At 64.6% G+C, this 13,457-nt stretch carries 11 protein-coding genes and 1 tRNA gene; 9 read left to right on the top strand and 3 right to left on the bottom strand.

Annotation, left to right across the window (positions count from 1 at the left end; translation table 11 throughout):
- The 7 genes from EN738_RS18620 to EN738_RS18650 all read left to right on the top strand — a co-directional run.
- Positions 1-1,178: ribonuclease J (locus tag EN738_RS18620; RefSeq protein ID WP_145966874.1), on the top strand; the 1,178-nt coding region annotated here is incomplete at its 5' end.
- A gap of 127 nt (positions 1,179-1,305) precedes the next feature.
- Positions 1,306-1,710, top strand: a complete 405-nt coding sequence (gene mce, locus EN738_RS18625) for a methylmalonyl-CoA epimerase (protein WP_126054034.1) — start codon at positions 1,306-1,308, stop codon at positions 1,708-1,710.
- The gene (locus tag EN738_RS18630) at positions 1,707-1,991 is read left to right on the top strand and encodes a DUF1467 family protein (RefSeq protein ID WP_127284972.1); all 285 of its coding nucleotides are present in this window, start codon (positions 1,707-1,709) and stop codon (positions 1,989-1,991) included. The genes mce and EN738_RS18630 overlap by 4 nt, the downstream gene beginning before the upstream one ends.
- Before the next feature lie 531 nt (positions 1,992-2,522).
- On the top strand, positions 2,523-3,851 hold the full coding sequence (gene proS, locus EN738_RS18635) for a proline--tRNA ligase (RefSeq protein ID WP_127284973.1): 1,329 nt from the start codon (positions 2,523-2,525) through the stop codon (positions 3,849-3,851).
- A complete protein-coding gene (locus tag EN738_RS18640) occupies positions 3,848-5,149 on the top strand; it encodes a lipoprotein-releasing ABC transporter permease subunit (RefSeq protein ID WP_127284974.1) in 1,302 nt (433 codons plus the stop codon). Before proS ends, EN738_RS18640 begins: the two co-directional genes overlap by 4 nt.
- Positions 5,146-5,829 (top strand): ABC transporter ATP-binding protein, encoded by a 684-nt coding sequence (locus EN738_RS18645; RefSeq protein WP_189605889.1) that lies wholly within the window; start codon positions 5,146-5,148, stop codon positions 5,827-5,829. The genes EN738_RS18640 and EN738_RS18645 overlap by 4 nt, the downstream gene beginning before the upstream one ends.
- A gap of 512 nt (positions 5,830-6,341) precedes the next feature.
- Complete coding sequence (locus EN738_RS18650) at positions 6,342-7,592, top strand: site-2 protease family protein (protein WP_127284976.1); 1,251 nt, start codon at positions 6,342-6,344, stop codon at positions 7,590-7,592.
- 18 nt (positions 7,593-7,610) lie between these two features.
- Here EN738_RS18650 and lipB read toward each other — a convergent pair whose 3' ends face one another.
- Positions 7,611-8,354 carry a lipoyl(octanoyl) transferase LipB gene (gene lipB, locus EN738_RS18655; protein ID WP_127284977.1) on the bottom strand — a complete coding sequence of 248 codons (744 nt, stop codon included), beginning with the start codon at positions 8,352-8,354 and terminating at the stop codon, positions 7,611-7,613.
- Positions 8,355-8,591: 237 nt separating this feature from the next.
- Here lipB and EN738_RS18660 point away from each other — a divergent pair.
- Together EN738_RS18660 and EN738_RS18665 are read left to right on the top strand one after the other, a co-directional pair.
- Positions 8,592-8,676 (top strand) — tRNA-Leu (locus EN738_RS18660).
- Between the two features lie 250 nt (positions 8,677-8,926).
- On the top strand, positions 8,927-9,910 hold the full coding sequence (locus tag EN738_RS18665; RefSeq protein WP_189340224.1) for an acyltransferase: 984 nt from the start codon (positions 8,927-8,929) through the stop codon (positions 9,908-9,910).
- 37 nt (positions 9,911-9,947) lie between these two features.
- Here the strand turns inward: EN738_RS18665 and EN738_RS18670 are convergent, their stop codons facing one another.
- Together EN738_RS18670 and EN738_RS18675 are read right to left on the bottom strand one after the other, a co-directional pair.
- Positions 9,948-12,632 (bottom strand): phosphoenolpyruvate carboxylase, encoded by a 2,685-nt coding sequence (locus EN738_RS18670; RefSeq protein WP_127284979.1) that lies wholly within the window; start codon positions 12,630-12,632, stop codon positions 9,948-9,950.
- Positions 12,633-12,702: 70 nt separating this feature from the next.
- Positions 12,703-13,457, bottom strand: a 755-nt coding sequence (locus EN738_RS18675) for a D-glycerate dehydrogenase (RefSeq protein ID WP_145966875.1), incomplete at its 5' end; no start/stop codon positions are given.

The following is a 13,457-nucleotide window of genomic DNA, read 5'->3' on the forward strand; positions in this document are numbered from 1 at the left end:
ATACCGGCGACTGGAAGATCGATCCGGAGCCGACGATCGGGCCGAAAACCGACGAGGCGCGCTTCCGCGCCTATGGCGACAAGGGCGTGCTGGCGCTGGTCTGCGATTCGACCAACGCGCTGCGGGAAGGAGAATCGCCATCGGAAGTAGCGGTCGGCGAGGGGCTGAAGGGCGTCATCCAGAGCGCCAAGGGCCGCGTCGCCGTCACCACCTTCTCCTCCAATGTCGGCCGCATCGTTTCCATCGCCAGGGCGGCGCGCGACGCCGGCCGCCAATGTCTCGTGCTTGGCCGCTCACTGAAGCGCGTCATCGATGTCGCCGGCGAGCTCGGCTACATGGACGGGCTGCCGGAGTTCATCGCCGAGGAGGATTACGGCTTCATCCCGCGCGAGAACCTGGTCATCATCTGCACCGGCAGCCAGGGCGAGCCGCTGGCGGCACTTGCCAAGCTGTCGCGCGACGAGATGAAATCGGTGTCGCTGACGGCCGGCGACACCGTGGTGTTTTCCTCGCGCACCATCCCCGGCAACGAGAAGGCGATCCTCGAGATCAAGAACCGGCTGATCGACCTCGGCATGAAGATCATCGAAGACGGCGATGCGCTGGTGCACGTCTCCGGCCATCCGCGCCGCAGCGAATTGCGCAAGATGTATGAATGGGTGCGGCCGCAGATCGGCGTGCCGGTGCATGGCGAGGCGGCGCATCTGGTGGCGCAAGGGTCGCTGATGTCGATGTCCGGCATTGGCCAGGTTGCGCAGGTGCGCGACGGCGACATGCTGAGGCTCTATCCGGGCGCCGCGACCATTGTCGACCAGGTGCCGTTCGGCCGCGTCTACAAGGACGGCCGGCTGATCGGCACCGACCAGGCGATGGGCATCCGCGACCGGCGCAAGCTGTCCTTTGCCGGCCATGTCGCCGTCAATGTCGTGCTCGACGACAAATACGAGCTTGCCGGCGATCCCGACCTGGTGGCGATCGGCGTCGCCGAGGCGGACGCCAGCGGCGAGACGCTGGAGGACCTGATGCTCGATGCGGCAATCGGCGCCGTGGACTCGATCCCCCGTCAGCGCCGAAAAGACCTCGACCTGGTGCAGGAGGCGGTGCGCCGCGCGGTGCGCGGTGCCGCCAACGAAGCCTGGGGCAAGAAGCCGCTGGTGACGGTGTTCGTCACGCGGTGACGAACAAGGGAATAGGGGAGTAAGGCAGTAGGGGAATAGGGAAGAATAAGCAGTCTGTATTTGTTCAGACTCGTTTCCCTACTCCCATACTGCCCTACTCCCTTACTCCCCTAAAGCGGAGTGCTTTATGCTCGGACGCCTGAACCATGTCGCGCTTGCCGTGCCGGATCTGGCCGCGGCAATGGCGGCCTATCGCGACACGCTCGGCGCGCGGCTGAGCGCGCCGCAGGCGCTGCCGGAACATGGCGTGACCGTGGTGTTCGTCGATGTCGGCAACACCAAGATCGAATTGCTGGAACCGTTGGGCGAGAACTCGCCGATCACAGCCTTCCTGGAGAAGAACCCCTCGGGCGGCATGCACCATGTGTGCTATGAGGTGGATGACATCGTGGCCGCGCGCGACCGGCTCAAGGCCAGCGGCGCGCGCGTGCTGGGTGACGGCAGCCCGAAGATCGGCGCGCATGGCAAGCCGGTGCTGTTCCTGCATCCCAAGGATTTCTTCGGCACGCTGGTCGAACTGGAGCAATCATGAGCTGGGTTTCGTTCATCGCGCTGTTCTTCGCCACCTGGTGGGTGGTGCTGTTCGCCGTCCTGCCGTTCAGCCTCAGAACCCAGGATGAGGACAAGGATGTGACGCTGGGCACCGTTCCCAGCGCGCCGCGCGGGCCGCACATGCTGCGCGCGGCGTTCCGGACGACGATCGCCACCCTGGTTCTTCTCGGCATCTTTTACGGCATCACGCGGGGGCTTGGCCTCGGCATCGACGACATCCCGCACGTCGTGCCGGACTTCAACCAGACGCCGAAGAATTAACGACGCAGTCGAGCCAAAGTCATCCCATTGCTTGCGAGTCGATTCAGCCGGAAATCCGGTAGCCGGCTTTCGAATTTTGGCTGAGCTGACGTCTGGTAAAGCAGTTTGGCAATCTGTCGGGCTAAGCAGATGATTGCACAAAAAAAATGCAAGGCACGAGGCCTTGCAATTTAAACGCGTCCGATCTGTTTCCGGTATCCGGCGGCTGCGAGTAACCGCGCCTAGATCGCATCCTCCCAAGACTTTGACCGCGTAGGAGAGCAGATTTTTTTCCGCCCTCTCGGTTATCGGGGCACACTAGCCTAAGGCAGATGAAATTGTCACGAAGAATTTTGCCCGGAAACGGGCAATATCGTGCTGCAGTGCACAATAGTACGGCAGGCCTTGCTTGTGAAACGATCAACCGGGCGGTTGCAGCACTTCGGCCGCTCGCTCGGGTTTCCAATCCGCCATGAAATGGCTATGAAGCCGGGGCAAGCAGCCCATGCCGCGCCGATTCCGGCGGGGCCATCCTCACTTACGGACCAGTCCATGCGTTTGTCGCGCTATTTCCTGCCCATTCTCAAAGAAAATCCGCGCGAGGCCGAGATCGTCTCGCACCGGCTGATGCTGCGCGCCGGCATGATCCGCCAGCAGGGGCAGGGCAGCTTCTCCTGGCTGCCGCTCGGCAAGCGCGTGCTGGACAAGGTCTGCCGGATCATCCGCGAGGAGCAGGACAGGGCGGGCGCGCTGGAGATCCTGATGCCGACCATCCAGTCGGCCGAGCTGTGGCGCGAAAGCGGGCGCTATGACGACTACGGCAAGGAGATGCTGCGCATCAAGGACCGGCAGGAGCGCGAGATGCTCTACGGGCCGACCAATGAGGAAATGGTCACCGAGATCTTTCGCGCCTATGTGAAGTCCTACAAGGACCTGCCGCTCAACCTCTACCACATCCAGTGGAAGTTCCGCGACGAGGTGCGGCCGCGCTTCGGCGTCATGCGTTCTCGCGAATTCCTGATGAAGGACGCCTATTCCTTCGACCTCAACTACGAGGGCGCCAAGGCCGCCTACAACCGGATGTTCGTGTCCTATCTCAGGACGTTCACGCGCATGGGCCTGCAGGCGATCCCGATGCGCGCCGACACCGGGCCGATCGGCGGCGACCTAAGCCACGAGTTCATCATCCTGGCCGACACCGGCGAGAGCCAGGTGTTCTGCCATCGCGACTATCTTTCGCTCGCCGTGCCGGGCGCGAACATCGACTTTTCCAACGACGCCGAGATCGCCGACATCGTCAAGACGTGGACGACGCCCTACGCGGCGACCGACGAAATGCATGACGAGGCGGCCTGGGACAAGGTCTCCGAGAGCGACAAAGTCTCGGCGCGCGGCATCGAGGTCGGCCATATCTTCCATTTCGGCGAGAAGTATTCCAAGCCGATGGGCGCCAAGGTGACCGGGCCGGACGGCAAGGATCATTTCGCTTCCGGCGGCTCCTACGGCATCGGACCCTCGCGGCTGGTGGCGGCGATCATCGAGGCCAGCCATGACGACAACGGCATCATCTGGCCCGACGCGGTGGCGCCGTTCGACATCGGCCTGATCAACATGAAGGCGGGCGACGCCGAATGCGACCGCGTCTGCGACGAGCTCTATGCCGCGCTCTCCGGCGCCGGCAAGGACGTGCTCTATGACGACACCGACCAGCGACCGGGTGGCAAGTTCGCCACCGCCGACCTGATCGGCCTGCCCTTGCAGGTGATCGTCGGGCCGCGCGGCGTGGCGAGCGGCGAGGTCGAGATCAAGAACCGCAGGACCGGCGAGCGCGAGACGCTGCCGATCGAAGCGGCGAAGAAGCGCCTCGGTATCGCCGCATGAGCCAGGCGGCCGCAGCCAAAGCCCCGGCCGTCAAAGCCCCAGCCGCCGGCGCCTTTTCGGTGTTCGAGCGCATGGTTGCCTGGCGCTATCTGCGCTCGCGGCGCAAGGAGACGGTGATCTCGGTCATCGCCTCGATCTCCTTCCTCGGCATCATGCTGGGGGTGGCGACGCTGATCGTCGTCATGGCGGTGATGAACGGGTTCCGCGCCGAGCTGCTGACCCGCATCCTCGGCGTCAACGGCCATCTGATCGCGCAGCCGCTGGATTCGCCGCTGGAGGACTACGCCCAGGTGGCGGGCCGCATCAACGGCGTGGCCGGCGTCAAATACGCCATTCCGCTGATCGACGGCCAGGTGCTGGCGCAAGGCAATGTCGGCGGCGGCACCGGCGCGCTGGTGCGCGGCATACGCGGCGAGGACCTCGGCAAGATCTCGATCGTCTCCAGCAATATCAGGCAAGGCACGCTTGACGGCTTCGACACCGGCGAGGGCGTGGCGATCGGCAAGCGCATGGCCGAGAATCTCGGCCTCGTGCTCGGCGACACAATCACGCTGATCTCGCCGGACGGCGACGTGACGCCGCTCGGCACGACGCCGCGCATGAAGGGCTACAAGATCGCGGCGATCTTCGAGGTCGGCATGTCGGAATATGACAGCTCGATCGTCTACATGCCGTTCTCGGAAGCGCAGCTCTATTTCAACATGGACGGGCGGGCGCAGACCATCGAGATCTATGTCGACAATCCCGACAATGTCGACGCGCTGAAGCCGCTGGTCGAGCAAGCGGCGCAGCGGCCGATCGACCTTGTCGACTGGCGCCAGCGCAACGAGACCTTCTTCTCGGCGCTGCAGGTCGAGCGCAACGTCATGTTCATGATCCTGACGCTGATCGTGCTGGTGGCGGCGCTGAACATTATTTCCGGCCTCGTCATGCTGGTGAAGGACAAGGGCCACGACATCGCCATCCTGCGCACGATGGGGGCGACGCGCGGCGCGATCCTGCGCATCTTCCTGATGACAGGGGCGGCGATCGGCGTCACCGGCACCATCGCCGGCGTGCTGCTCGGCGTCGTCATCTGCCTCAACATCGAATCGATCCGCCAGTTCTTCTCCTGGATGACCGGCAGGATCCTGTTCAATCCCGAGCTCTATTTCCTCAGTCAGCTGCCAGCGAAGATGGATGCGCGCGAGACCACCTATGTCGTCATCATGGCGCTGGGCCTGTCCTTCCTGGCGACGGTGTTTCCGGCCTGGCGGGCGGCGCGGCTCGATCCGGTCGAAGCCTTGAGGTACGAGTGATGGCCGAAGCCATTATCGAGCTGAAGGGCGTCGAGCGGCACTATGTCCAGGGGCCGCGCAAGCTGACCATCTTGAACAGCGCCGATTTTTCGCTGCGGCGCGGCGAGATGGTGGCGCTGGTGGCGCCGTCGGGCACCGGCAAGTCGACGCTGCTGCACACCGCCGGACTGCTGGAACGGCCCGACGCCGGCGACGTGATTCTCGGCGGCCGCGCCTGCGGCCGGCTGTCCGACGAGGACCGCACGGCCATCCGCCGCAACGATGTCGGCTTCGTCTATCAGTTCCATCATCTGCTGCCGGAGTTTTCCGCGCTGGAAAACATCATGATGCCGCAGCTGATCAAGGGGCTGTCGCGTAAGGAAGCGGCCGAGCGGGCGGCACAGCTGCTCGACTACATGCAGATCGGCAAGCGGGCGCAGCATCGGCCGTCGGAGCTCTCCGGCGGCGAGCAGCAGCGGGTGGCGATCGCACGCGCCGTCGCCAATGCGCCGCTGGTGCTTTTGGCCGACGAGCCGACCGGCAATCTCGATCCGGTCACCGCCTCCTATGTGTTCGAGGCGCTGGAAGCGCTGGTCCGGCAATCGGGCCTCGCGGCGCTGATCGCCACCCACAATCACGAGCTGGCTTCGCGCATGGATCGGCGGGTGACGTTGGCCGAGGGCAAGGTCGTCCCCCTTTAGGTCACGGCGATATTCGGGTGAGGCCGGCCTGCGAAAGGCGGCTTCCTGCGCTTCCCGTGCTCACGTACTTCAAGTGCGCTCCGCTCCGGTTCTCGGAAGCCACCATTTTCGACTCGGCCTGACCCGACTCTCGGCGTGCCCCGGCGACCTGACTGGCAAGACTTTCTGTCTGCCGTGAACGCAAGACCGGCGCGCAGCGCCCGTCAACCTTTCCTTAACCCTGCCGGATTGAGCGCCCGAAATTTCCGGGCCGCGCCTTTCTGCGGTCGTTGACATTCGAACAAAATTAGAACAAAATACGAACATACTAACAACTGGAGAGAGTTATGTCGGACCTTGTTCAGGATGTTGTGTCGCTCGTGTGCATGAGCACGTTTCTGATTTCCATGGCGATCTGGATCGGCGCCATGTGAGGACCATGCCTTGCGGCCGGCTGCCGCAAGCGCCTCGACGTTAAGCTTTTCTTGCCGCCATTGACGCTAGGGTGCCCGCGAAGACAGGGAGCAACACCGGTGTCGCCGATCGTGATGGCCATCCTCCTGGCCGGCAATCTCGGACTGATCTTTCTGCTGATGACCGTGCCGCTCGGCCTGCGCACGGTCAGGGTGTCGAGACTGGTGGCGACTGACCGCCACCGGCTCTGGCAGGCGCTGTGGCCGTTCGGCAGCGATGCCGGCTGGTCGGGCGAGATCGTTTCGGCTCAGGCGCTGGACGGCCAGGGCATGGCCCGCATCGTCCTGTCCTGGGAAGGGCGCGACGGCCAGCCGATCGAACGCAAGGTCGTGCTGGAGGATGTCGTCGAGGGCGGCCGCTTTTCCATGCGCGTCCTCGATGATTCCTCGCTCGATGCCTCCTTCTGGGCCAGCTATCGCGAGACCACCGAACTGGTGGCCGAGGGTGCCGCGACGCGGGTCAGCCTCGGCCAGACCGATCGCTACCGCGGCGTCGCCTTCCTGATCTTCCGCTATTTCGCCATGCGGCGCGAGCTCGGCAAGCTGCAGCGCTGGGCGAGGACCGGAGAGTATCGCAAGGGCGGCTGGTTCGAGCATCCGCTCAGCCAGGTGGGATTTGCCGTGCTTTCAGCCTTCATCCTGTGGCCGTTCTTCGGCCTTAGCCTCGGCGGCCTGGCACTGGCCGCGATCCTGACCTCGGTGGTCGCCTTGCACGAGCTCGGCCATATGGCGGCATTCCGGCTGATGGGACATAGCAGGGCGCGCATGATCTTCATCCCGCTGCTTGGCGGCATCGCCATCGGCGGCAGGCCTTACGACAGCCGCTTCGAGGTGGCGTTCGTGGCGCTGATGGGCGCCGGCTTCTCGGCCTTCCTGGTGCCGGTGCTGATCGCCGCCAGCGGGCTTGCCAGAGGCGAGGGGCATGGCGCCGTCGCCGCGCTGCTGGCCACGCTCGCCGGCTTTTCCGCGCTGTTCAACATCGCCAATCTGGTGCCGGTGTGGAAGTTCGACGGCGGCCAGGTGCTGCGCCAGATCTGCCCCGGCCCGATCGTCCTGGCGCTGGCTTCGTTCCTGCTGCTGTCCGCCTTGCTGGCGCTCGGCTGGCTGGCTGGATTTTCGCCGGGCTTCCTGCTTGCGGCCGGCGTCGTGTTCCTGATCCTCAGCCTGCTCACCATGGGCAGCGCGGTGAAGCCGCGCCATGAGCTGAAGCCGATCCGAACCTTCGACCGATTCGCCATGGCCGGCGCATTGCTCGCGGTCTTCGCCATCCATGGCTATGGCGTGCTGTGGGCGTCCACGCTGCTGGTCTGAGCAGCGATCGGACAGTTGTCAGCCAGCCTTGCGGGTTGCCTCGACGGGCAAAGCGGCCGCGGGGCCGAACACATGCTCGAAAGCGGATTTCAGCGCCCGGTCGAGGTCGGCCATGGTCACGGGCAGGCCAAGATCGACCAGGCTGGTGACGCCATGATCCTGGACACCGCACGGCACGATGCCGGTGAAGTGTCCGAGTTCCGGCTCGACATTTATGGCGATGCCGTGAAAGCTCACCCAGCGCCGCAGCCGGATGCCTATTGCCGCGATCTTGTCCTCGGCCGGCGTGCCGTCGGCAAGCGCGGGACGATCCGGCCGCACGACCCAGACGCCGACCCTGTCCTCGCGCCGCTCGCCGCGCACGTTGAAGGCGGCAAGCGTTGCGATGATCCATTCCTCGAGCGCGGCGACAAAGGCGCGCACATCCTCGCGCCGGCGCTTGAGGTCTAGCATCACATAGGCGACCCGCTGGCCAGGGCCGTGATAGGTGTATTCGCCGCCGCGTCCGGCCGAAAAGACCGGAAACCGGTCGGGCTCGATCAGGTCCTCGATGCGGGCGCTGGTGCCGGCCGTGTAGAGCGGCGGATGCTCGACCAGCCAGACAATCTCGCCGGCCGCACCGCTGCGGATTGCCTCGGCGCGCGCCTCCATGAAGGCGATCGCATCGGGATAGGCGGTGAGGCCGGGCTCGATCCGCCATTCGACGGGTACTGAACCGGGCAGGGGCAGGAACGACGTGGCGATCTGGCTGCGTTCTGGCATGATAAATCTCGTGTGCCCCCTCATATGGCGGCAATGGGCGAAAACGTCCAGTTCCCCGGCATTTTCCAAAGCTGTGGAGCGTTGTGTCGGCAGCTCTGTCCGATGCATGTCGTTCCCCCAAAACCGCTACGCACTTTTGGGCGACATGCATTGGCGATTATTCCGCACGGCGCACTTGTTTCGCCGGAAACGATTTGCTACAGGCCCCGAGCCGGTTCGTTCCGGCTCCTACCACGTGCGGTCGTGGCGGAATTGGTAGACGCGCAGCGTTGAGGTCGCTGTGGGGCAACCCGTGGAAGTTCGAGTCTTCTCGACCGCACCAAAATCTCCCTGTTGAATTTTCAACGGTTGCGGCAAAGAGCCCAACCAGCCGCCGGGACGTCGGGTAGCCTGCCCGGTCAGGCCGCTGTTTGAGGCGTGCGCGCCGGTTTGGCGGCTAAGCTCCTGCGTTGCTATGTCAGGCGCGGCAACCCGCGAGCAAAGGTTGTCATTGCAAGCAAAATGCAACCACAAGGAAACCCAATTTAAAGAATGCCAAAGTACCTTCGCCAGCTGTTCCGGGGGAGGTTCCTTTGCCTTACAATCCTGCGCTGGATGGATTGCGCGCCATCAGCATCCTGGCTGTTTTGGGTTTCCACTGCGAGGTGCCGCTGCTGCATGGCGGCTTCTTCGGGGTCGATCTGTTTTTTGTACTTAGCGGCTTTCTGATCACCACCATGCTGCGCAACGAACTTGACGAGACCAACAGCATCGATCTCGGCCGCTTTTACTGGAACCGGCTGGTACGCCTCACTCCGCCCCTTTATCTGATGCTGGCGGCAATCCTGCTCATCGGTCTGGAGACGCCTCGAAAAATCTTCATCGCAGCCGTCTACCTGACCGATTTCTTCGCGCCCTATGAGCACTTCTACGGTGTCCTGCGGCACACCTGGTCGCTGGCCGTGGAAGAGCAATTCTACCTGGTATGGCCGTTGCTGTTGGTGGGCATATTGCGCCTGCCTCGACCGGCTGCCGTGGTTGTCGCCATGTTTTGCATCGCGACAGCCTGGAGGATCGTGCTGCTGCAGGAATTGCCGAGCGAATGGGTCTACTATCGTCCCGACGCCCGCCTGACAGGCTTGCTTGCGGGTGCGATCGTGGCTTTGGCAAAGCCGGAGTTCAAAGACCTATCCCAACTGGACAGCATCGGCAGAACGGCCGCGGGCACAATCCTGCCGTTCATGGTAGGCACGCAGATATTCACGCCGGTCTCGCTGCTGATCATGCAGCCTCTGGTCGAGGTTTCGGCAGCGGCCTTGGTTGTCGTGGCGACGGACAGCAGGAGTGAAATTCATCGCCTCTTGTCCCACCCCATGCTGGTGCGGGTCGGGGTCCTTTCCTATTCGATCTACCTTTGGCATTACCCGATCGCCAACGTCATGAAGCAGTCCTATGGCTGGGCTCCAACCCTGTTCGTAACGGCTGTCCTGTCGATGGCTCTCGCCGTGCTGACGCACAGTCTCGTCGAGATCCCGATGAGGGCGCTTCGTCTGCGACGTCGCGTCGTTGTAGGCTGATTTTGCAGATCTGCCCCGACTGGGACCGTCGCCGGCGCTATCCCGTCCAGCCAAGGCCGGCCGAGATGCAGTTGATCGAGACGAGCAGGGCGTCGGTCGCCCGCTTTTGATCCGCTGTGCCGGTGTTTGCCCGGACTTCCCGCAGCAGATCGACCTGCAGCCGGTGGATGTCGTCCATCTGTCGTCGCAGATTGTCGAAACGCCGCTTGAACATCGGAAAGCGCGCGGAAAGATCGCCTCCCGTGAGGTCGCCGATCAGGCGTCGCGTCAACTCGTATTCGGCACCGATGCGGGCGTGGATTCGCCCGGCCGCATCGCTGTCGGACACCAGGCCGGCGTAGAGCCGCGCGATCTCCATGTCGGACTGGTAAAGCGTCTTCTCGGCCTCGTCGACGATCAGGCGGAAGAAGCGCGAGTGCTCGAACATGCGGGCCAGAAGGTCGCGCCCGGCCTCGCCGCGCACGGTGACGAAGGAACTCATCGCGCTGCCGATGCCATACCAGCCGGTCAACAGATGACGGTTCTGGCTCCAGGCGAACACCCATGGAATGGCGCGCAGGTCGGCAATGCCGCTGGCGCCGAAACGGCGATCCGGCCGTGAGCCCATTTTCAAGAGCGCCAGCTCCGCGACCGGGCTCGCCTGGTTGAAATAGGCGAGGAAGCCGGGCTCGGCCATCAGCCCGGCATAGGATGCCTGCGACATGCCTGCCAGCGCTTCCAGCGCTTCGTCGAATTCCGGCGTTTCCTTCTTCTCGGCATCGCCGGGCGATCCGACACTGTGGGCCAGCACGCCGGCGGCGAGAATCTCGAGCTGGTTGAGGCCGGTGCCGCGATTGGCGAATTTCGACGAGACGACCTCGCCCTGCTCGGTCACCCGCATGGTTCCGGCGACGGTTCCTTGCGGCTGCGCGGCGATCGCCCGGCCGGTCGGCGCGCCGCCACGGCTGACGGAGCCGCCGCGGCCGTGGAAGAAGCTGATCCTGACCTTGTGCTTGCGGCCGACGGCAGCGAGGCGCTTTTGCGCTTTCGCCAGTTCCCAATTGGACGCGAGGAAACCGCCATCCTTGTTGGAGTCCGAATAGCCGAGCATGATTTCCTGGCGCGCGCCGAAATCCCGCACCGTGCGCCTGACCAGCGAAACGCCGAGCAACCCGTCCAGGATGGCGGGGGCGGCCTGCAGATCGGCGATGGTCTCGAACAAGGGCACGATCCGCAGCCGGATTGTGCCGCCGCCACTGGGCGCGGTCGAAAGTCCGCAATATTGCGCCAGCAGATAGACCGCGAGCAGATCGTCTGCCGAGCGGGTCATGCTGAGAACGAAAGCGCCGACAGCATCGCCATCCGATCCGGAGATGTGCCTGGCGATGACCGAGAATGTCGAAAGCAGTTCGCCTGCCTCAGGCGAGAGCCGGCCTGCGTCGATCTCCAGCTGCTCGCCCTGGCTCAAGGCAGCGCGAATGCGCGCCGACCATTGCGGCGTGCCGGCTGCCACCGGATCGGCGGGATTTGCCAGCGCAAACAGCTCGGCCAGCACCCGGTTGACGACGGTGGAGTTCTGCCTGACGTCGAGCGAAACCGTGCGGAAGCCGAAGCTTCCGAGCTGCCAAAGCAGCGGCTGGACGAAACGCCTGGCCACCGCGCGCCCTCCGATTGCTTCGAGGACCGAAGACAGGGCGTTGAGATCAGCCCGAAACGCCTCCGCCGAGGGGTACGCCGCCGTACTGCCATCCCGCGTGGCGTCCAGCCGAGCAAGCAGGGCCGAGGCGAACTGGCGAAGCGGTTCGTCAGGGTTGCGGGCGGCGATCTCGTCGGCCTGTCCGCTTCTATCGAGTGCCGTTTGCAGCACCGGCTCGAAGCTGGCCGGCAGGTCGATGACGTTCGAGCTGGCACTGAGCACCGACACCAGCCGCTGCATCTGCGCCAGATACCAGCCTATGGCGGTGTTGCGGTACTCGGCCATGGCATGGGCCGTGACCGCGGCCGTCACGTTGGGATTGCCATCGCGGTCGCCGCCGATCCACGAGGCATAACGCATGAAGGAGGGAATTCTTATCGGCTCGCCCGGATAGTGACGCTCAAAGGCGCCCTGAAGCTTGCCATAGAGCTGCGGCGTCGCCTCGAAGATGACTTCGCGAAAGAAATGCAGGCCCCAGGCGATCTCGCGCTCGACCGTCGGACGCTCCAGCCGCAGTTCGCCGGTCATCCACAGAAGCTCGATCTCGCTTTCCAGATCGGCGACCAGCAGGTCGCGTTCGCGCGGCGCCCAGCGCGGCTGGTCGAGCTCGGTCAGCTTGCGATAGATGCGGCGGTGGATCTCCAGCACTGTGACGCGCTTGGCCTCCGTCGGGTGAGCGGTCATGGTCGGGCCGACGTAAAGCTCATTGAGCGCGGCCTGGGCCTCCTGCGCCGAGTGGCCGTTGGCCGCCATCTGCGCGATCACGCTGGCGAAGGAGCCGGGCACTTCGTCGACGCCGGCGCCCTGTTCGAGTTCGCGTCGCGCCCGCATGGCAAGCAACTCGTCGGCGATCGTCAGCAGTTGGAACCACACCCCTGTCGCCTGAAGCGCCGGGATGCGCTGGCCAGGGGCGAGGGAGCCAAGCGACCTGCGTCCGCTCAGAACGGCGGCGATCTCCGGCTCGCGGGCGCTTGCGACCTGCAGCAGCAGGCGCAACAAAAGGCTGCGCTCGTCCTCGCGAAACTTGATGCGTCTGCTCTGTTCCAAGGCGCTCTCCTGATCCGTCGGCATCGACCGCCGCTGTAGCCGCGCCCTGAATCGAGGGTGGCGCCGGCTGTCAGGCGACCCGGTCGGGAACCGGACGCCCCTCGAAGAAGGCGGTCAGGTTCTCCACCACCTTCATGCCCATCGCCACCCGCGTTTCCTCGGTCGCGCTGCCGAGATGCGGCAGCAACACGACATTCTCCAACTGCTTCAGCGCCTCCGGAACGGCCGGCTCCTCGGCAAAGACGTCTAGGCCAGCGCCGGCGATCTCGCGCCTTTGCAGCGCGCCGATCAGGGCGTCCTGGTCGACGACGTCGCCGCGCGCGGTGTTGATCAGGAACGCGCTACCCTTCATCAACCGCAGGCTTCGGGCATCGATCAGGTGGCGGTTTTCCGCGCCGCCCGGGCAGTGCAGCGACACGAAATCGGATGCCGTGAGCACACCTTCCAGAGTCTGCATCTGCACCGCGCCCATGGCGCGCGTTTCCTCATCATCGACCGGCGACCGGTTGAAGAACACGATCTTCATGCCGAAGCCGAAATGCGCGCGCCTGGCCGTCGCCTTGCCGATGCGCCCCATGCCGACAATACCCAAGGTCTTGCCCGAAACCTTCGCGCCGGCCATGTGGGTCGGCGACCAGCCGTGCCATTCTCCGGCTCGCAGCTGCCGCTCGCCTTCACCGGTCCGGCGCGCGACCGCCAGCATCAGGCTCAGCGCAAGGTCGGCGGTACAATCGGTCAGCACGCCAGGCGTGTTGGTCACCACGATGTCGCGGTCGCGGGCCGCCGCGACATCGATGTGGCTGAAGCCGACGCCGAAATTGGCGA

Origin of the sequence: Mesorhizobium sp. M4B.F.Ca.ET.017.02.2.1, from assembly GCF_003998955.1 — a bacterium.
Lineage (GTDB): Bacteria > Pseudomonadota > Alphaproteobacteria > Rhizobiales > Rhizobiaceae > Mesorhizobium > Mesorhizobium abyssinicae.

Bases quoted from the DNA above. Each gene is read 5' to 3' on its own strand.
- lipB (WP_127284977.1), bottom strand. From the start codon at position 8,354: ATGCCAGAACGCAGCCAGATCGCCACGTCGTTCCTGCCCCTGCCCGGT.
- EN738_RS18640 (WP_127284974.1), top strand. From the start codon at position 3,848: ATGAGCCAGGCGGCCGCAGCCAAAGCCCCGGCCGTCAAAGCCCCAGCC.
- mce (WP_126054034.1), top strand. From the start codon at position 1,306: ATGCTCGGACGCCTGAACCATGTCGCGCTTGCCGTGCCGGATCTGGCC.
- EN738_RS18630 (WP_127284972.1), top strand. From the start codon at position 1,707: ATGAGCTGGGTTTCGTTCATCGCGCTGTTCTTCGCCACCTGGTGGGTG.
- proS (WP_127284973.1), top strand. From the start codon at position 2,523: ATGCGTTTGTCGCGCTATTTCCTGCCCATTCTCAAAGAAAATCCGCGC.